We start from the raw sequence: 19,137 nt of genomic DNA on the forward strand, positions 1-19,137 counted from the left end.
TCGGGAGGGCGCCGGCTCAGGAGGCGGCGAGTGCGATCTCGGTCGACTTGATCAGTGCGGTGACCTCGGAACCGGCCGCCAGGCCCAGTTCCTCGACCGCGTCCCTGGTGATCGCCGCGGTCAGTTCACCGCCCGCGACAGCCACCTTGACGCAGGCCATCGCGCCCCCGGTGGCCACCTCGGTGACAGTGCCGGGGAGCTGGTTACGGATACTGAGGCCCTCGACCGCGCCGGTGGCGAGCGCGACCTCGGTGGACTTGATCAGCGTGCGCACCGCGGAACCCTCCTCGATGCCCAGCTCCCGCACCGCCTCCCGGGTGATCGCGGCGGTGATCTGCTGGCCGCCGTCCAGCCGGACCTTGACGGTCGCCATGACCTCGCCGGAGGTGACGGAGGTGACGGTGCCGGGAATCTGGTTACGGATGCTCAGGCTCATGGTCATGCCTCACCGGGGGAGTGGAATCGCGAAGGAGGCGGGGAATTGCGGAGTGTCTCCTGCTCTGGTCTGCACTTTAGCCATGGTCCGCGCGGTCGTCCTGGTGTGCCGTGCGGGTGCCGGAGGGGTGCCTGTAGGTGCCGGGCGCAACGGAGCGAGGTGGGGTGGCTCCGCGGTCGGGGCTCGGGACCGGATGCCGGACTTCGTTCCTTCCTCCAAGGTGCCTGGCATGTGCTATAGAGCTTCGCCTTATGAATTGCAGATGCGAGCCAATGTTGCCTATCTTGTCGCACATGCAGTCCTATACGATCGGCCAGGCCGCGCGGCTGCTGGGCGTCAGTCCTGACACCGCGCGCCGCTGGGCGGACGCCGGCAAGGTCGCGACCCATCGCGACGACGGCGGCCGCCGCCTCATCGACGGCCGTGATCTGGCCGCCTTCTCCATCGAGGTGGCGCAGAACGGCACAGGTGAGGACGAGGCCTCGTACACCTCCGCGCGCAATGCCTTCCCGGGCATCGTCACCGCCGTCACGCTCGGCGATGTCGCCGCCCAGGTCGAGATCCAGGCCGGTCCGCACCGCCTGGTCTCCCTGCTGACCCGGGAAGCGGTGGAGGAACTGGGCCTGGAGGTCGGCATGCAGGCCACCGCCCGCGTGAAGTCCACCAGCGTGCACATCGACCGCACCTGACCCCACCGCGGCAGCACCCCGGCCGATCCGCAACCACCGCCCCCACCGGCCGGCTGCCTCACCTCAGCGGCGTCGCCCGTCCACGGCGCGGCTTTTCCCATCCGCTCGGACGACACCCGTCGTCCTGGGTTCCAAGGAGTCCCGCCTCATGTCCCAGCTCGTCACCGCGCGCCGCGCCGCCGCCGCGCTCGTCACCGCCGCCCTGCTCGTCCCGCTCACCGCCTGCGGCGGGAACGAGGACGGCAAGAAGGACCAGGGCGCCGGGAAGTCCGGCAGCTCCGCCCCCAAGGCGGACCTCACCGTGCTCGCCGCGTCCTCGCTGACCGATGTCTTCAAGAAGGCCGGTGCGGTGTACGAGAAGGACCACCCGGGCACCAAGGTGAACTTCTCGTTCGCCGGGTCCCAGGAGCTGGCCGCCCAGGTCCGGGAGGGTGCCCCCGCCGATGCCGTGGTCACCGCCGACACCAAGACGATGGATGGCATCAAGGCGGACGTCGGCACTCCCACCGTCATCGCCAAGAACCGCCTGGTCATCGTCACCGGTGAGGGCAACCCCAAGAAGATCGGCAGCCTCAAGGGCCTCGCCGACAGCAAGCTGAAGGTCGTCCTCGCCGCCTCCCAGGTGCCGGTCGGCCGCTACAGCAAGCAGGTTCTCGACGCGCAGAAGCTGAACGTCAAGCCGGTCTCCCAGGAGCCCAACGTGCGCGCGGTGCTCAGCAAGGTCGAGCTCGGTGAGGCCGACGCCGGTCTGGTCTACAAGACGGACGCCGCCACCGCGCCGAAGAAGGTCGATGCCGTCGAGATCCCCGACGCGCAGAACGCCGTCGCCTCCTACCCGGCCGCGACCCTGAAGATGTCCCAGCACGGCGCTGCCGCGGCCGCGTTCGTGAAGTGGCTGAGCACGCCCGAGGCCCAGCAGATCCTGCAGCGGGCAGGCTTCCAGAAGCCGTAATCCGGTACGGCGCGCACGGGACTGTCCGGCTCGGGGGAGCGGACAGCCCCGTGCGCGCGCTGCCCGGCCCGCCCCGAGCCGAGGAACCCCGATGAGACGCCCCCGCACCCTCCCCCCGCCCCCGGCAGGCGGGTTTCGTGCGCCCGGCGCCCGCACTCCTGTTGTGCTGGCCGTGCCCGCGCTGGTCGCCGTCGCCTTTCTGCTGCTGCCGCTCCTCGGCATCCTCGCCCGCACCACCTGGAGCGACCTCGGCACCCACCTGACCAGTCCGGGCGTCCTGGAAGCGCTCCGGCTGTCGCTGCTGGTCTCCTTCTCGGCGCTGGGGCTCGCGCTGCTGCTGGGCGTACCGCTGGCCTGGCTGCTGGCGCGGGTCAGCTTCCGCGGCAAGGCGCTGGTCCGCTCGCTGGTGCTGCTGCCGATGGTGCTGCCGCCGACCGTCGGCGGGGTCGCGCTGCTCCTCGGCTTCGGCCGCCGTGGCCTGCTCGGCCCCTGGCTGGAGGGCACCTTCGGCATCGTGCTGCCGTTCCACACCTCCGGCGCGGTGGTCGCGGCGACCTTCGTCGCGATGCCGTTCCTCGTCATCAGCCTGGAGGGCACGCTCGCCGGACTCCGCCCGAGCTACGAGGAGACCGCGGCTTCCCTCGGCGCCTCGCCCGTACGGGTCTTCCGCACCGTCACCCTCCCCATGGTCGCCCCTGGCCTCGCCGCCGGCGCCGCGCTGACCTGGGCCCGTGCGCTCGGTGAATTCGGCGCGACGATCACCTTCGCCGGGAATCTGCCCGGCACCACCCAGACCCTTCCGCTCCAGGTCTATCTGCTGCTCCAGGACTCCCCGGAAGCCGCCACCTCGGTCTCGCTGCTGCTGCTCGTCATCGCCATGGCCGTGCTGATCTGTCTGCGCGGCCGCTGGACCGGCGCCACCACCGCCGACCGCGCGGCCCGCACCGTACGCGCCGCCGACGACACCGGCCCCCCGGCCGCGCCCGCCGCGGGCACCGAGGAGTTCGTCCCACCGTCCGCGGCGCACCGGGAGCGCTGGCCACTGCACGCCGAGGTCACCGGCTTCAACCGGCTGACGCTGGACGCCGACCCGGGCACCACCATCGCCGTCGTCGGGCCCAACGGCGCCGGCAAGACCACCCTGCTGCGCGCCCTGCTCGGCCTCACCCCGCGCGCCCGCGCCGCGCTCCGCCTAGGCGACACGGACGTCACCGCGCTGCCCCCGCACCGCCGCGGCGTCGCCTGGGTCCCCCAGGACGGTGCGCTCTTCCCGCATCTGAACGCCCTGAACAACACCGCTTACGGGCTGCGCGCCCACGGCACCCCGCGGGCCCACGCCCGCCGCACCGCACAGCAGTGGCTCGACCGGCTCGGCGTCGGCCATCTCGCGCACCGCAAGCCCGCCCAGCTCTCCGGCGGACAGGCCCAACGCGTCGCCCTGGCACGGGCGTTGGCTGCCCGTCCGCGTCTGCTGCTGCTCGACGAGCCGCTCGCCGCGCTCGACCAGACCACCCGCGCCCAGGTCCGGCACACGCTGCGCGGCCATCTCGCGGAATTCGGCGGTGTCTGTCTGCTCGTCACCCATGACCCCGTCGAAGCGGTCTCGCTCGCCGACCGGGTCCTCGTCCTCGACGACGGGTGCGCCCTCCAGGACGCCCCGCCCGCCGAGGTCACCCGGCACCCACGCTCGCCCTGGGTGGCCCGGATGCTCGGCCGTAACGCCTGGCCGGGCACCGCCGCCGGCGATGTCCTCGCCCTCACCGACGGCGGCCGTCTGGTCGTCGCCGACCCGCTCCCCGACGGCGCCCGGGCGCTGGCGATCATCGCCCCCGAGGCCGTGTCCGTACACCTCGACAGACCCACGGGCAGCCCCCGCAACGTCTGGCCGGGCACCGTCCGCGAAATCACCTCAGCGGGCAGCCGGCTGCGGGTCCTCATCACCTCGCCCGAGGCCCCCGACCTGGTGGCCGAGATCACCCCCTCGGCGGCACTGGAACTCGGCCTGGCCGATGGCGTGCCCGTATGGACCAGCGTCAAGGCCACCGAGGTCTCCCTGGTGACGCTCTGAGCGTCAACGGACGGCAGGTTCAGTGCTCCGTGGCCGCCGGCTCCAGCACGAACACCGGGATCTGCCGGTCCGTTTTCTTCTGGTAGTCGTCGTAATCGGGGAACGCCTCGACGGCACGCCCCCACCACAGGGCCTTCTCCGTCCCGGTGACCTCACGGGCCGTCATGTCCCGGCGCATGGGGCCGTCCTGCAGTTCCACCCGGGGATCGGCCACGAGATTGTGGTACCAGACCGGATGCCGGGGCGCCCCGCCCATGGAAGCCACCACCGCATACGCCCCGTCGTGCTCCACCCGCATCAGCGGGCTCTTGCGGATCTTGCCGCTCTTGGCGCCCCGGGTGGTGAGGATGACGACCGGCATCCCGCGCATCGTCGTCCCTTCCCTGCCACCGGAGGTCTCGTACTGCGCGACCTGATCGCGCACCCACTGCGCCGGGCTCGGCTCGTACTCACCCTGAAGAGGCATGCTGTCCGTCCCATCTCCGTAGACCAGCGTGGCATCGCCCGCGGGCCGGCGGCGGCGCCGCCCACCACGCCTGACCTTGGCTCAACAACCGCGGCGGAGGCAATCTTCCGGGCTCCGTCGTCGTGTCCGGTGAGCCCCTGGTGTGCACCTCGCGCGGTCTTCCGTACATGGCGTGCCGCGCCTACGGTTCTCGCGCATGAGCATCCAGTCGGCCACCCCCGCGGCCTCCTCGCCACACCCCGCCCGCACCCTCGGACGGAACGCCATCGGCACCGGTGACCTGGTCTTCTTCGTGGTGGCCGGGGCGGCCCCGCTGACCGTGATGGCCGGTGCGGCGCCGGTGGCGATCGGGATGGCCGGTCAGGCGGCACCCCTCGGCTATCTCCTCGCCGGGCTGCTGATGACCGTCTTCGCCGCGGGCTTCACCGCGATGAGCCGTCACGTCCGCAACGCCGGTGCGTTCTATGCCTACATCGGGCGCGGGCTCGGCCGGGCGACGGGCGTCGGCTCGGCGTATGTCGCCGTGCTGTCGTACAACGCCATCGAGGTCGGCCTGCTGGCGGTCTTCGGCTGGTTCGCCGAGTCCGGGTTCCAGGATCTGACCGGCGTCCATGTCCCCTGGTGGGCCTGGGCGACGGCCGGCCTCGTCGCCATCGGGGTCCTCGGATGTCTCAAAGTGACCCTCAGCGCCAAGGTACTTGCCGTCGCGCTCGCCCTCGAAGTGCTGATCCTGCTGGTGTTCGAGGCCGCGGTGTACGCGCACGGGGGCGGGCCCGGCGGTCCCCGGTTCGACATGCTCTCCCCGGCGCATCTCGGCACCGCGGGCGCCGGAGGCATGTTCGTGCTCTCCGTCGGCGCGTTCATCGGCTTCGAGGCCACCGCGGTCTACGCGGAGGAGGCCCGCCGGCCGGAGCGCTCGGTGCCGCGCGCGACTTACCTCGCCGTCGGATTTCTCGCGCTCTTCTACACCTTCACGGTCTGGACGGTCCTCAACGCCTATGGGGCGGACCGGGCGCGGACGGTCGCGAACGGCGCCGCGGGCACCGATATGGTCTTCGCCGCCACCGCCCGGTTCGCCGGGGCCTGGGCCGCCGGCGCCATGCAACTCCTCATCGTCACCAGCGCCTTCGCCGCCACCCTCGCCTTTCACAACGGCGCCACCCGCTACTTCTACGCCCTCGGCCGGGAACGCCTGCTGCCCCGCCGCCTCGGCACCGTCACCGCACGGCACCGGTCCCCGGCCACCGCCGTCGCGCTCCAGTCGGCGATCGCCCTCCTCGCGGTGCTCGCCACGGTCGTCTCCGGACAGGACCCGTACGCCGTCACCTTCCTGTGGAGCAACGGCACCGGCATCCTCGGCATCATGCTGCTGCAGACGCTCGCCGCCCTCGCCGTGTACGGCTTCTTCCGGCGTGACCGCCGCGGGCTGCCCGCCTGGCGGGTGGTGGCCGCACCGCTGATTTCCGGTGCCGGTCTGGCCGTCCTCATCGTGCTGGTCTGCCGTAACTTCGGCCTGCTGACCGAGGCGTCACCGGGCGTCAACCTCGCACTGCTCGCACCCCTGCCGCTCGTCTTCGCCCTCGGACTGGGCGTGGCACTGCGCATCCGGCGCCGCGCGCCCCGGACGTACGCACGGCTGACGACGAGGGACGTGGAACGCGGCTGAGCCCCCGGCCCGCCCGGGGCACCACGGCGCCGGCCACCGGCGGCTGCCCCGGGACGCCTCAGCGGCGGCACGGGAACAGCCGGACCGGTGGCCGGCGGACGGGGTGGACGGCTGCTGCCCGCACTGCCAACCGGCGGCGCGGGCACGCCCGTTGTCAGGACACCAGCTCCACCTCTCGGGCGCTCCGGCGATGCTGCTCGGCCCAGTTCGTGAGCGCGGCGCCACAGGCGTGGTCGAGATGGCGCAGCCCGCTCAGGTCGAGCTCCACGTCCCGGTCGGCGGGCAGCGTTTCGAGCTGGTCGAGGAGCTTGGGCAGCCGCAGGAACGTGGCGTTCCCGACGGCCCGCACCTGCACCGGCTCCGCCGGGTCGTCCGGGATCTGGATGTCGAGGTGGATATGGGAGGTCTCCCAGGCCGTCTTCGCGACGGCCATCAGCAGACCGATGAGCACACCCTCGAACATACTGACCGTCACGATCGCGAGCGCGGTGACCAGGAGGACGACGGCCTCCCCGCGGTGTTCACGCCACAGCGGCCGCAGCGCACGCAGCGGGATGAGCTTGCAGCCCGCATGCACCAGGACGCCCGCCAGCGCGGCCACCGGCACCACACCCAGCGCGGCGGGGAAGGCCGCGGCGAACACCAGCAGCCAGAAACCGTGCAGCACCCGCGAGGCCTTGGTCTTCGCGCCCGCCTGCACGTTGGCGGCGCTGCGGACGATGACGGCGGTCATCGGCAGGGCACCCAGAACACCGCAGACGGCATTGCCCGCACCCTGGGCGATCAGCTCCTTGTCGTAGTCCGTACGCGGCCCGTCGTGCAGCCGGTCGACCGCGGCGGCGCTGAAGAGGGACTCGGCCGACGCGATCAGCGCGAAGGCTAGGACCGTACCGATCACACTGATGCTGCCGAGCTGGCCGAGGTCGTCGAGACCGGGTGGCTGAATCGCGTCCAGCAGCCCGCTGACCTCGACCCGTGCGACGGGCATGTCCAGCGCCCACACCGAGGTGGTGGCGAGCGCCACCGCGGCCAGCGGCGCGGGGAGGACCCGTGCGGCGCTACGCCAGCGCGGCCACAGCACCAGGACGGCGATGGTGCCGGCACCGATGGCGAGCGCGGCCAGCGCGCTCCCCGACCGTACGGTCGAGGTCACCAGGTCGGGGAGCCCGCCGATGTTGGCGAGTCCGCTGCCCGGCGCCTTGGCGTCCGTGAGGGCGTAGAGCTGCCCGGCGATCAGGACCAGGCCGATACCGGCCAGCATGCCCTGGACGACGGCGACCGAAATCGCCCGGAACCAACGCCCCAACTTGAGGGCGCCCATGGCCAGTTGCAGTACTCCGGCCGCCAGCACCAGCGCGCCGAGCGCACCGAGGCCGTACTCCTTGACGGCTTCGAAGACCAGCACCGTCAGGCCCGCGGCGGGGCCGCTGACCTGGAGGCTGCTGCCGGGGAGCAGACCGGTGAGCAGTCCGCCGACCACACCGGTGACCAGGCCCAGTTCGGCCGGGACACCGGAGGCGACCGCCACCCCGACACACAGCGGGACGGCCACGAGAAACACCACGAGGGAGGCGGTGAAGTCCGCCCGGAAGGAGGGGAAACGCTTCATGAGAGCCAGACCCGCCTTCACAGGGGGAGGAACAGGTCGGAGGCCGGGTGATGCGCTGCCACCATGCCGGTGTGCACCTCGTAGAACCAGCCGTGCAGATTCACCTCTCCGGCAGCCAGCCGCTCCTGTACACAGGGGTAGCCGCGCAGCCGCCCGAGTTGTTCGCGCACATGCTGTTGCACCGCGGCGGCGACCGTCGGTTCCTCGTCCTTGGGCAGTTGGTCGGACAGTTGCTGCGTCAGCCAGTCCCGTACGGCCGGAGCGCCGGTCAGGTCCTCGCCGCGGGCCTTGGCGCCGACCGCGCCGCAGTGCGAGTGGCCGCAGACCACGATGTCGGCCACGCCCAGTACGCGCATCGCGTACTCGATGGTCGCGGCCTCCGCGCAGGCCGCCATGTCTTCCTGGTACACGGGCACGGCGTTGCCGGCGGTCCGCAGTTCGAAGAGTTCACCGGGCCGCGCGCCGGTGATCAGGGACGGTACGACCCGGGAGTCGGAGCAGGTGATGAACAGGGCGAGGGGCGACTGGCCGGCCGCGAGCCGGCCGTAGGTTTCTTGTTCTTCGCGCCGATCGGCGATACGGGCCATCAGGCCCCGGGCATGCTGGATGAAGGTCTCCACGAGGAGGTCTCCTGCTGATGAGTGGTGCCACTGTGGGGGTGGTGGCGGGAAGGTACGAGGGCGCGGCAGGTGGGGCAGGCCACCACGCCGCGCTCAGCAGCGGAAGACGCAGTGGAGAACGGGGATGCTGTCGGGTCTTGAGGCGGCCTTGGTGGTGCTGCCGGGTGTCGGGTCACCCGATACCGGGGTGGTGGCAGACACCAAGCCGGTGCCGCTGAGCGTCGACAGCGGACGCCCGCTGTGGTGCGGGTTACCGACAGAGGTCCGCACGGTGCGCCGGGGCTGACCGCGCTCGGCCTTCCCCTTGGACTTTTCCTTGGTGCTGCCGTAGCTGGGCTTGACGGCCGGAGTGGAGTGCACGGATTCCGCGGCGGGCGCCGTGGCGAAGGTGGCCCGCGCCCCGTCGGGGGTCGCCTTCATGCCGCCCAGCAGGAATGCCAGGATCACCATGAGCGAGAACAGGGGCATGCGGAACCGACGCTGCGCCGGAATGCCCGGTGTGCAGGTGTCCTTCCGCATAGTTGCCCCCCGTGGTTCGTTCACACGGTTCCACCCTGCCCTCACAGTGCAGCATCCAGGTTTCCGGTGTGATAACGAGAAATGACGCCAAGTTTCAAGATGTCCCGAATCTCGATTCAGGCACATCCGTGTGACGAACGGGTGTTCATTTTGGTTCCGGCTCCGCGTGGGGAGTTGCCGGGACGGCGTCGGTGTGGGTGGGCCGGCGGACCGCCCACGCGACCACGGGCACGACCGCCAGCGCGAGAATCCCGCCCGCCAGCGCCAGTGCCGAGTAGCCGCCCAGCACGACGACCAGCCCCGAGGACATCCCCCCGGTGGCCCCCGCGAGGGCGATGCCGACGTCCACCAGCCCCTGCGCCGAGGCGCGTCGGGCGGGTGGCAGTGCGTCAGTGACGATGGCGGTGCCGCTGACGAGCCCGAAGTTCCAGCCGATGCCGAGCAGTACAAGTGCCGTGGCGAGCGCGGGAACGGAGTGCGGTGGCGCCACGGCGGCCAGTACCCCGGCGGCCGCCAGCGTCACACCGGAAGCGCCGGCGATCCACCGCCGGCCGAGGCGGTCGACCAGCAGTCCGGTGAGCGGGGAGGGCAGGAACATCGCTCCGACGTGCAGGGCGATGACCAGCCCGGCCGTCTGGGTGTGATGGCCGTGCGCCCGCATGTGCACGGGCGTCATCGTCATGATCGCGATCATCACGAGCTGGGTCAGGACCATGACCGTGGTGCCGATGACCACCTCGCGACGGTTCGGCCGGACCTCCGGCCGAACCGCCGCGTCCTCCGCTGGGCTCTCGGCCGCCACTGTCTCCTGAGCCGCCGCCAACTTCTCGGCCAGCCGCAGTGGATCGGGCCGCAGCAGCGCGGCCAGGGCCACGGCCGCCGCCCCGAACGCGGCGACGGCCAGCAGGAACGGCCCGGCGAGACGGGGGATTCCCCAGGAGTGTGCGACCTCTCCCGTGAAGCTCACCAGGTTGGGGCCGACCACCGCGCCGAGCGTGGTGGCGAAGAGCACGGTGCTCACGGCCCGGCCGCGCCGCTCGGGCGAGGCCAGATCCGCCCCGGCGTAGCGCGCCATCAGATTCGTCGCGGTGCCCGCCCCGTAGACCAGCAGCGCCAGGAACAGCAGCACCACACTGCCGACGGTGGCCGCGACGACGACCCCGAGGCTGCCGAGTGCCCCGACGGCGTACCCGAGCGCCAGCCCGGGGCGGCGGCCGTGGCGCCGGCATATCTGACCGATGCCGAGAGCGCCCAGCGCGGCCCCGGCGGTGAACAGCGCACTGGGCACACCGGCCAGACCGGTCGAGCCGAGCATCTCCTCGGCGAGCAGCGCGCCGACGGTGATTCCCGCGGCGAGGCCTGCGCCGCTGAGGACCTGGGCGAGCACCAGGACGGCCAGAATCCGCCGCTGTTCGGGTGCCTCGTGGCCGGCCGTTACGTCCTTCCGGTCCCTCATGATTCCTTTCGGTTCCAGCGGATGTGGGCCCCTAGGGGGCCGTTGCCATCGGTTCCAGCGCCGCGATGTCCGCGAGCGACAGTCCCATCTGCTCGTGGAGGAAGCGCACGATCGTCCAGTGCGGCAGCGCTCCCTCGTCGAACGGGCCGAACTCCTGGCAGTACAACGGGATCCAGCGCAGGGCCTCTTCGAGTGCCTGCTCGCGCCCCGGCTCCTGCTGGTAGTCCTCGTAGGCGATGCTGCGGTGTTCGATGAAGAACTGCCCCGGCAGCCGTTCCTCACACAGCGCACGGTATTCGCGGGTCTGCAGGATGAGGTAGTGCCAGATCTCGTCGATGTCCTGCTCGACCGGCAGGAAGAGGCCGCTGAGCCGGTCGTGATGCCGGGAGACGAGATAGAGATAGCGCAGACACTCGGTGACCTGGCGCTCCACGAACTCCCGCGGCGCCGCGCCCTTGTCGTCGAAATGCGTCACCACTTCGGCGTGCAGCGCCTCGCCGAGCAGGTCCTTGAGGTCATCGGCGGATATCCGCGGCTGGCTGGTCATGCTTCTCCTGTCCGAGTGTGCGCGGACGTCCGGGGGCGCGGACGTCCGGTGGGTCAGCTGCCGGTCGTGAGCCAGGCGTACTTTCCCGACTTCCCGATGGGGACATGCGTACGGTGTTCGAGCCGGCAGCGCCGCGCGGTCAGTTCACCGATGCTCTGTTCCAGCGCCGTGGCCTGCGCGCGTTCGACGGGCGCGCCGTGGAACGTCGTGTACACCAGCCGTGCCTCGGCATCGCCGGTCAGCTGCAACTGGTACACGAAGACGTCCGGGGACGCCTCGCTGATGCACCGGTCGAGGTCGCCCTGGGCGACGGGCCCGTGCGGAGTGCTGAGCAATTCCTTTTCCCGGCCGCAGAATTGGGAGATCTTTCCCGGATCGGGCGTACCGTCCAGGGTCCGTACACAGTCGCCCGAGCGGTAGCGGATCAGCGGCATATAGGGATTGCGCACGCTCGACACGATGAGCTGGTAGATCGTGCTCCCCTCGGCGACCGGCTGGAGCTCGACGCTCATTTTGTCGAGATGCGGCCAGTAGGTGCCGCGGCGGTCGCTGAAGTAGAGGTAGCCGAGTTCCGTGCTGCCGAACAGGTCGATGATGGGGCAGTCGAAGTGCTGGTGCAGAAAACGCCGGACGTTCACCGGGGTGTATTCGTAGGCGTGGATGATGCTCGCGGGCGGCGGGAAATCGTCCCACAGCCCCCATTCGCCGACCTTTCGCACCAGATGTGCCAGGTGGTAGCCGGAGCAGTCGAGGTGGTACCAGCCGCGCGGGTGCGCCTGCCGGGCGGCCCGGATCTCCTCGAGCATCCGCTCCACCTCGGCACGCTCCCACAGCGCCGGGTCCAGCCGCAGATTGACGTAGCAGGTCCGCTCGTCGAGCCGGCGGTCGTCGAGGGCGGGCACCGGCTCCGGCACGGTGCCGCGCCGTGCGGCATTGACCCGCGCGACATGTTCCGTCGCCAGCACCGTGGTCAGCGACACCCGCCGGCAGCCCGATTCCCAGGTGTCGGCGATATCGGGGTGTTCGCGCCAGAGCTGGTAGTAGGAGCGCAGCAGGAAATACGGGGGCCGGATGATCTGCATCCGGGCGTGGTGGGTGCCGGTGGAGAGGACGAACTCCGCCTCTCCGGACTCCAGCGCCGCGGCCAGCCGGGGCGTCATCCAGTTGTCGGGAAAGCCGCGCGCGATCTCCGGCTTGTCGAGTATGGGGAAGTAGCCCTTCGCCAGCGACTCACGGTAGATCGGTATGTCGCGGATCTGCTCGATGACCTCGGCGGTCGGCTGACCATCCATGGAATCCTCGCCGTTGCTGGGATGCGGTGCCACACGGGGAATGAGGGACGATGCCCGGGAGCGGGCGGCGGGCGGCCGGGTGCTCACCGCCGCCGGCCCGCTCCCGGGCCTCTGATGGGTGCGAGGGTCAGGAGATGCAGCCGGCCTTGGGCGCGGCGCTGATGCAACCGGCCTTCGGGGCGGCGCTGATGCAGCCGTTCTTCGCCGCCTGCTGTGCGGAGTTGGCGGCGATCCAGTTCTGCCAGACGTTGTCCTGGGCCATCTTCTTGATGAGCTGCTCCATGGGAACCTCCGAGAGAGAGTGCGGAAGACGAACTGGGCACACGGCGCTGACCTGCGCTGATGCCACAGCACTGAAAGTAAAAGTATGACCAAGCGAATGTCAATTAAAGGCAATCTTTAGGGGTGCGGTTGGGCGGCCGGTGCGCCAACTTTGGCGGGAACCTGTCGAAGTGATCAGCGGCGGAACTACATGACGAGCAGTCAGCCGGCGGCCTCCCCGGCGCCGCCCGCTCCGCATTGCGCCGCACGGCGGCCGTCGATCGGGTGACCCGTAGCGCGGGTCCGGAGCCCGGCGGCCGCCGGTGCGGGACGATCCAGCCGTCCGCCCATCGGTCCCAGCTCCAGGGGAGTCTGCTGTGCGCATTCTGCTCATCGCCGGCGCGTTCAACAGTCTGACGCAGCGCGTGTACGCCGAACTCGGCGACCACGGACACCAGGTGAGCGTGGAGCTGGTGACGCGGGACACACCGCTCCTTGAGGTCGTACGCCGTCATGCTCCCGACCTGATCGTGGCACCGATGCTCAAGACGGCCGTTCCCCGGGAGGTGTGGTCCACCCACACCTGTCTGATTGTGCACCCCGGTCCCGTCGGTGACCGGGGCCCGTCCTCGGTGGACTGGGCGGTGCATCTGGGCGCGGACCGGTGGGGCGTCACGGTCCTGCAGGCCAACGACGAGATGGACGGCGGAGACATCTGGGCCGCGGCGAGCTGCCCCGTCCCCGACGTGGGCAAGAGCGACCTGTACCGCAACGAGATTGCCGATGCCGCGCTGGAGGCGGTCCGGTCGGCCGTCGCCCGTGTGGCATCCGGCACCCACCGCCCGCAGCCACAGGCCGAGCTGTCCGACGCCGCGAAACCCGGCCGCCCCCGCCCGCCGTTCCGCCAGGACCTGCGCCGGATCGACTGGCGCTCTGATCCCACCGACACCGTCGTTCGCAAGCTGCGCGCCGCCGACTCCCAGCCCGGTGTACGGGACGAACTGCTCGGCGACACCTGGCACTTGCACGGTGGCCACCCGGAGGACACCCTGACGGGCCGGCCGGGCGAGCTGCTCGCCACCCGAGGTGGCGCGATCTGCCGGGCGACGGCCGACGGCGCGGTATGGATTCCGGAACTGCGGCCGCCCCGGGTGCCGGGGGAGCCCGGCACCCTCAAGCTGCCCGCCACACTGGCGCTGGGCGACCGCCTCCCGCCGCTCCCCGAGGTCCCGGCCCCGCTCGAACCCGGCGACGGCCCCCGGACCTGGACCGACATCCGCTACCGCGAGGACGGCCCGGCCGGCTTCCTGGAGTTCTCCTTCCCCGGCGGCGCGATGAGCACCGACCACTGCCGGCGCCTGCTTGCCGCCTACCGCCACGCCTGCGCCCGGCCGACCTCCGTGCTGGTCCTCGGCGGCCGCCGGGACTTCTTCTCCAACGGCATCCATCTGCACGTCATCGAGGCCGCCGCCGACCCCGCCGAGGAGTCCTGGGCCAACATCAACGCCATGGACGATCTGGTGCACGCCGTCCTGACCACCACCGACCGGCTGGTGGTCGCCGCGCTCGGCGGCAATGCCGCGGCCGGCGGGGCGATGCTGGCCCTTGCCGCCGACGAGGTGTGGTGCCGCTCGGCCGTGGTGCTCAACCCCCACTACCGGCTGATGGGGCTCTACGGCTCGGAATACTGGACCTACACCCTGCCGGGCCGGACGGGGCCCGAGGTGGCCGGGCAGCTCACCGTACATGCCCTGCCGATGACCGCCGCCGCCGGAGCGCGGCTCGGCCTGGTGGACCGGATCATCGACTGCCCCGCACAGGACTTCGCCGCGCAGAGCGCCCGGCTCGCCGTCCGACTGGCCTCGGCACCCACGACACAGGCCCGTATCGCCACGAAGAAGGCCGACCGGGAGCGCGACGAGGCCCACCGCCCGCTCGCCGCCTATCGGGAGCACGAACTGGCGCAGATGCACCGCATCTTCTTCGACCCGGAGCAGCCCTATCACGCCCTGCGCCGGGCCTTCGTCCGCAAGGAACCCGCGGCGGCAACCCCCGAGCACCTCGACTTCTCACCCCCCGGGGTCTGAGGTGAGGTGCCGCCCCGTCCTCCCCGGGGAGGACGGAGGCTTCCGCCGGGACGTCCGGAGCCCGTCGAAAGGCCGCACGGGGGTGGGCCGCGGCCCGTGCCCGGACCGCACGGCGGCGGGCCGGTGGCCGGCATACGTCGGCCACCGGCCCGCCGCTGAGCGTCCGCCGCGGTGACCGGCCTACGAGGCGGGCTGGTACTTGTACCCGATACCGAAAACCGTGCTGATGGAGTCGCGCAGGCCAGGTCCCAGGCGCCGGCGCAGACGGGCGATGTGGACATCGACGGTGCGGTTGCTGGACTGACAGCTGGGCCAGACGGCGGCCATCAGCTGTTCCCGGGTGAAGGCCCGCCGTGGATGCAGCACGAGATGGGCCAGCAGATCGAACTCCAGCCGGGGCAGATCGAGTTGGCGGCCTCTGATGAAGACGGTCCGGGCTGCGGTATCGATCCGGATCGGCTCCGGCCGGAGCCGGCCGGCCGTTGGTTCACCGGACGGTTCCGCACGCGGCGGCGCCAGGATGATGTGGACCTCGTCCGACGGCAGCCGGTGCACCGATATGGGTTCCAGAGCGTGCAGGGTCAATTGCCACCTGCCGTCGGGGAGCCGGTCGACCGCGAGGGGTGGCCCTTCGCCGGGCCCGGCTGTGGGCGGCCGGCCGAAGTCGGCATCCGGTCGCAACGCAAGCGGGGTCGTCGAGGAGTTCATAAACATGATCTGGGCCCATTCCTCTTGCAAAGCAGGCGTGTACGGACAGACATGGCGGTGCTCGACGTTCAAGGGTGCTCAGGTGCTGTGCAGCGATCGCGGCGCAGTCCGGTGTGCGGCCGGGGGACGACCAGGCACTTGTGGTGCAGGTCCGCCCAGCGGGGCGATCGCTCCGTTCCAGCCGCAAGAACGCTCGCGCCCATGCCCGTACCCAGCCATGACGTGGTGTGAAGTCACGGCCTCCGGTCCAGACGAACGCTACATGTGATCGCGCGCTTCCGGAAAGTAGCATCCGCTAATTCGGTTGCTCTTGAGCCGAGTTTGTGATGCGCGGCGCCAACGTGGTTGGCGGCCCGGCGGGTTGCGTCCGGGCGGGCCGCTGATTCGTTCAACAAGTGCACCGGGAATTCATTGAATGTTGTGACGTCGGTACCCGCGCTGCCGGGTGGTGGCGGTGGCCGCCCGGGCCGGTGCGCCCCTCGCGCGGCAGTGGACTCCTTCCGGCCGGTGCGGCTGGAAGGGGTCGGTGAATCAACGGGGCCCGCCGAGGAGTTGTGGGTGGCCGGCCTGGAGCGGGCCCGCCCTCCGGGATTCGGAGCGCCGCGGTCCCGTCCGCGCCGCACGGGCGCGCAGCCGTGGAAACGATGGATACGGAGGGGTAATCGGCAACGATGTGTACTTGTGGAGGGCTTGTGAACACATGAATATGCCAAATAAATGCCCTGTGACGAACGAAGTGGCAAAGTGGAGGGCTTCTGAAGGTCGGTCGAGAAGTTGTTTCCTTTTCAATCTCATCGAGACTAAAAGGTGCGGAACCAGATATTCCAGGCGGCTTGTTTTCGCAATGAGTTGATGGTGAGTAGGGTGTGGCCGCTGTCACTTGACCGGTGGCAGGGGTCCAGCTGAATTCGGCGCAGCTGGAATGCGGTGTGGGGGAAGACGCCTTCGTGACCGGGAGGGGACCATGGCGGCCGGCTCTTTCGAGGGGCAGTACGTGTGGAGTCCAGCGGCCGATGACCGGGCGCTGGCGCGCGCGTGCATGGACGTCAGGGCCGGGCGGTACTTCAGCGCGCACGAGGTTCTGCAGGAGGCCCGGGAGGATTTCGAGGTGCGCGCCCACCGGTCCCTGGTGCTGGCGTCCGTGGCGGCCGATTCCGACCTGGCCGAGCGCTGGCTGGCCGAAGAGCCGGGTCCGGAGGCGGCGCTGCTCTGGGCCCGGGTGGCGATGCTCCGGGCCCTGCGCATGGCCGACGCCGGTGACCGGCGGCAGGGCGCCCTGGCGCGGATAGCGCAGTCGGCGTGTGAGCGGGCCGCGAAGCTGCTCCCCGACGACCCCACCCCGTGGGTGGCCCAGCTGGCGCTGGCGCGCCTCGACCGCCCTCAGGACCCCGCACCGCAGGGGTTGCTGACCGCGCCGGCCGGCCCGTGGTACCTCTTCGCGCACATTCTCCGGCTCGACCCCTGGCACCGTGAGGCGCACCACCGCTTTCTGTCATTCTTCTTCACCCGCTACGGCGGTTCGTCCAGCGCGAGCTGGGACGTGGCCGCGTTCCTGAGCCAGCGGGCCACGGCCACCTCACCGCTGCGGCTGCTGCCGCTGGTGGCGCTGGTCGAGGACTACAACCCGTCCGCGCTGCTCGCGGACCACGCCTGGGAGCAACCCCAGTGGATCACCGCCGCGATGGGCATCTACCACAACTGGTTCCCGCAGGTGGCCGGTTACCGCTTCACCCCGGTGCTGGACCTGGCGTATCTGGCGCATGCGCTGCTCATGGCGAAACGTGAATTCGAGGCGCGGGAAGTCTTCACCGCCATGGGGCCCTACGCCTCGCGTATGCCCTGGAGTGCATTCGGCGACCCTGAGGAGCAATTGACCAAAGCCAGGCGCTCATGCGGACTTCCCGTTCCCCATGGCGGCTGATTCACCGGCAGGCCGGTGGCGGCGTGAATTCTCGCTGCCGAAGGTAACGCGTTCTGCACCATCCGTTCGAACAACTCAGCCCGATCCATTCATCCCCGGTTTCCCCCCAGAAAGGTTTCGGTTGTGTCCGAGCGTACGTCTCCAGCTCGCTCGCAAAACCCCCACACGGCAGATCCCCTCGACGACGATGCCACGCTCCATGCCATGGGCTATCCGCGGAAACTGACCCGTAGATTCCGCGCGTTCGACAACTTCGCCATTTCCTTCACCATCATCAACATCATTTCCGGCATCTTCTCCTCCTTCGGGTTCGGGATGAACGCCGGCGGCCCGCGGATCCTGGTCTTCGGCTGGATCGGCGTATCGATCATGGTGCTGTTCGTCGGCGCCGCGATGGGTGAGATCGCCTCCGCCTACCCGACCAGCGGCGCGCTCTACTTCTCGGCCGGCAAGCTGGCCAAGCGGCACCAGGGTGCCTGGTCCTGGTACACGGGCTGGCTGAACTTCGTCGGCCAGGTCGGCGGCACCGCCGCCACCAACTTCGCCGCCGCCACCTTCATCCAGGCGTTCATCGCCATGCAGTGGCCGTCGTACGAGGCGACGCCGCAGCAGACGGTCGGCATCACGGCGGCCATCCTTCTCGTCCAGGCGCTGGCCAATACGTACACCGTGCGTCTGGTCGCGGTGGTGAACCGGATTTCCGTGTGGTGGCTGCTGATCGGCATGGTGGTGATCGTCGGTGCGCTGACCGTGATACCCGACCACCATCAGTCACCTTCGTTCGCGCTGCACTTCGCCAACAACACCGGCTTCACACAGGCGATTTACGGCGGAATGCTGGGTCTGCTCGTCACCAGCTGGACCTTCACCGGTTTCGACGGCAGTTTCCACATGTCCGAAGAAACGGTGAAGGCAACGGTCAACGCGCCCAGGGGCATCATGCGGGCGATCAGCTGCTCCGCGATCACCGGACTGATCCTCATGCTCGCACTGGTGTACGCGATCCGTGACTACGGCCATGCAGCGAGTGCCGAAGCGCCGCCGGTGCAGATTCTCATCGACGCGCTCGGCCAAAGCACCGCCAAGTTCCTGCTGTTGATCGTTATCGGTGCCATGCTGTTCTGCGGGCTGGCCAACATGACCAGCAATACCCGGCAGATCTTTGCCTTCTCCCGCGACGGCGCGATGCCCGGCTCCCGTTGGTGGCATTCCGTCTCCGCGCGCACCCGCACCCCCGTCAAGGCCGTCTGGCTCGCCGCGGCCTGCCCCCTGGTGCTGGTGCTGCCCGGCTGGTGGTCGCACACCGCCTTCACCGCGGTGGTGAGCGTCAATGTGGTCGGGCTGTTCCTCGCCTACGCCGTGCCCATCTTCCTGCGGCTCCGGCTCGACGACTTCCAGGCCGGTCCGTGGAACCTCGGGCGCTACGGCAAGCCCGTCGCGGCGATCGCCGTGACCTGGATCCTGATCAGCAATGTGCTGTTCATGCTGCCCCAGGCGTCCCCGATCACCCCCGCCTCGTTCAACTACGCGCCGATCGCGCTGGCAGTGGTGCTGATCATCGCCACCGTGTGGTGGTTCGCCACCGCCCGGCAGCGCTTCCAGGGACCGGTCAGCTACGGCCGTCCCGACGAGGTCGCCGCCATGGACCTGATCTAGCGCCGGTCCGGTGCGCAGGCGGGGAGGGTCCGCCGGAGGAGGCACGTCCTCCGGCGGACCCCCCCCCCCCCCCCCCCCCCACCCCCCCCCCCCCCAGCCCGTGACATCCCGCCAGACCCCCCCCCAACGGTCGAACACCCCCTATTCCCCCCCCACGGCACCCACCCCCTCCCCACCCCGGCAC

General features: G+C 70.4%; 17 protein-coding genes. 7 read left to right on the forward strand and 10 right to left on the reverse strand.

The window, feature by feature from the left end; translation table 11 throughout:
* Window positions 1–16 precede the first annotated feature (16 nt).
* On the reverse strand, window positions 17–436 hold the full coding sequence (locus AB0C46_RS26770; protein WP_362830824.1) for a TOBE domain-containing protein: 420 nt from the start codon (window positions 434–436) through the stop codon (window positions 17–19).
* A 293-nt stretch (window positions 437–729) separates the two neighbouring features.
* Between AB0C46_RS26770 and AB0C46_RS26775 the strand changes: the two genes are divergently transcribed.
* From AB0C46_RS26775 to AB0C46_RS26785, 3 genes are all read left to right on the forward strand, one after another.
* Window positions 730–1,125 (forward strand): helix-turn-helix transcriptional regulator, encoded by a 396-nt coding sequence (locus AB0C46_RS26775; RefSeq protein ID WP_362830825.1) that lies wholly within the window; start codon window positions 730–732, stop codon window positions 1,123–1,125.
* Window positions 1,126–1,273: 148 nt separating this feature from the next.
* Entirely contained in the window at window positions 1,274–2,077 is an 804-nt protein-coding gene (gene modA / locus AB0C46_RS26780; protein WP_362830826.1) for a molybdate ABC transporter substrate-binding protein, read from the forward strand.
* A gap of 91 nt (window positions 2,078–2,168) precedes the next feature.
* Entirely contained in the window at window positions 2,169–4,145 is a 1,977-nt protein-coding gene (locus AB0C46_RS26785; protein WP_362830827.1) for an ABC transporter permease, read from the forward strand.
* A gap of 19 nt (window positions 4,146–4,164) precedes the next feature.
* On the opposite strand, the gene AB0C46_RS26790 is transcribed toward AB0C46_RS26785, so the two are convergent.
* Window positions 4,165–4,611 carry a nitroreductase family deazaflavin-dependent oxidoreductase gene (locus AB0C46_RS26790; protein ID WP_362830828.1) on the reverse strand — a complete coding sequence of 149 codons (447 nt, stop codon included), beginning with the start codon at window positions 4,609–4,611 and terminating at the stop codon, window positions 4,165–4,167.
* Between the two features lie 196 nt (window positions 4,612–4,807).
* Between AB0C46_RS26790 and AB0C46_RS26795 the strand changes: the two genes are divergently transcribed.
* Window positions 4,808–6,277, forward strand: a complete 1,470-nt coding sequence (locus AB0C46_RS26795; RefSeq protein ID WP_362830831.1) for an APC family permease — start codon at window positions 4,808–4,810, stop codon at window positions 6,275–6,277.
* Window positions 6,278–6,431: 154 nt separating this feature from the next.
* Here the strand turns inward: AB0C46_RS26795 and AB0C46_RS26800 are convergent, their stop codons facing one another.
* From AB0C46_RS26800 to AB0C46_RS26830, 7 genes are all read right to left on the reverse strand, one after another.
* Window positions 6,432–7,886 carry a SulP family inorganic anion transporter gene (locus tag AB0C46_RS26800; protein ID WP_362830833.1) on the reverse strand — a complete coding sequence of 485 codons (1,455 nt, stop codon included), beginning with the start codon at window positions 7,884–7,886 and terminating at the stop codon, window positions 6,432–6,434.
* A gap of 17 nt (window positions 7,887–7,903) precedes the next feature.
* Complete coding sequence (locus AB0C46_RS26805; protein ID WP_362830834.1) at window positions 7,904–8,506, reverse strand: carbonic anhydrase; 603 nt, start codon at window positions 8,504–8,506, stop codon at window positions 7,904–7,906.
* Between the two features lie 93 nt (window positions 8,507–8,599).
* On the reverse strand, window positions 8,600–8,974 hold the full coding sequence (locus AB0C46_RS26810; protein WP_362830835.1) for a hypothetical protein: 375 nt from the start codon (window positions 8,972–8,974) through the stop codon (window positions 8,600–8,602).
* 196 nt (window positions 8,975–9,170) lie between these two features.
* Window positions 9,171–10,481, reverse strand: coding sequence for an MFS transporter (locus AB0C46_RS26815; RefSeq protein WP_362830837.1), 1,311 nt, complete (start codon window positions 10,479–10,481; stop codon window positions 9,171–9,173).
* A 31-nt stretch (window positions 10,482–10,512) separates the two neighbouring features.
* Window positions 10,513–11,028: a hypothetical protein gene (locus AB0C46_RS26820; protein WP_362830838.1), complete on the reverse strand. Its 516-nt coding sequence runs from the start codon at window positions 11,026–11,028 to the stop codon at window positions 10,513–10,515.
* A gap of 53 nt (window positions 11,029–11,081) precedes the next feature.
* Window positions 11,082–12,320: a hypothetical protein gene (locus AB0C46_RS26825; protein ID WP_362830839.1), complete on the reverse strand. Its 1,239-nt coding sequence runs from the start codon at window positions 12,318–12,320 to the stop codon at window positions 11,082–11,084.
* Window positions 12,321–12,447: 127 nt separating this feature from the next.
* Window positions 12,448–12,603, reverse strand: a complete 156-nt coding sequence (locus tag AB0C46_RS26830; RefSeq protein WP_167536049.1) for a hypothetical protein — start codon at window positions 12,601–12,603, stop codon at window positions 12,448–12,450.
* A 355-nt stretch (window positions 12,604–12,958) separates the two neighbouring features.
* Between AB0C46_RS26830 and AB0C46_RS26835 the strand changes: the two genes are divergently transcribed.
* Window positions 12,959–14,668 carry a hydrogenase maturation protein gene (locus AB0C46_RS26835; RefSeq protein WP_362830840.1) on the forward strand — a complete coding sequence of 570 codons (1,710 nt, stop codon included), beginning with the start codon at window positions 12,959–12,961 and terminating at the stop codon, window positions 14,666–14,668.
* Window positions 14,669–14,848: 180 nt separating this feature from the next.
* Here the strand turns inward: AB0C46_RS26835 and AB0C46_RS26840 are convergent, their stop codons facing one another.
* Window positions 14,849–15,376: a winged helix-turn-helix domain-containing protein gene (locus AB0C46_RS26840; protein WP_362830841.1), complete on the reverse strand. Its 528-nt coding sequence runs from the start codon at window positions 15,374–15,376 to the stop codon at window positions 14,849–14,851.
* Between the two features lie 964 nt (window positions 15,377–16,340).
* Between AB0C46_RS26840 and AB0C46_RS26845 the strand changes: the two genes are divergently transcribed.
* Both AB0C46_RS26845 and AB0C46_RS26850 read left to right on the forward strand, forming a co-directional pair.
* Window positions 16,341–17,297 carry a hypothetical protein gene (locus AB0C46_RS26845; protein ID WP_362830842.1) on the forward strand — a complete coding sequence of 319 codons (957 nt, stop codon included), beginning with the start codon at window positions 16,341–16,343 and terminating at the stop codon, window positions 17,295–17,297.
* Window positions 17,298–17,501: 204 nt separating this feature from the next.
* Window positions 17,502–18,953 (forward strand): amino acid permease, encoded by a 1,452-nt coding sequence (locus tag AB0C46_RS26850; protein ID WP_362830843.1) that lies wholly within the window; start codon window positions 17,502–17,504, stop codon window positions 18,951–18,953.
* Window positions 18,954–19,137: the final 184 nt, after the last annotated feature.

Source organism: Streptomyces sp. NPDC048637 (assembly GCF_040650675.1).
Taxonomy (GTDB): domain Bacteria; phylum Actinomycetota; class Actinomycetes; order Streptomycetales; family Streptomycetaceae; genus Streptomyces.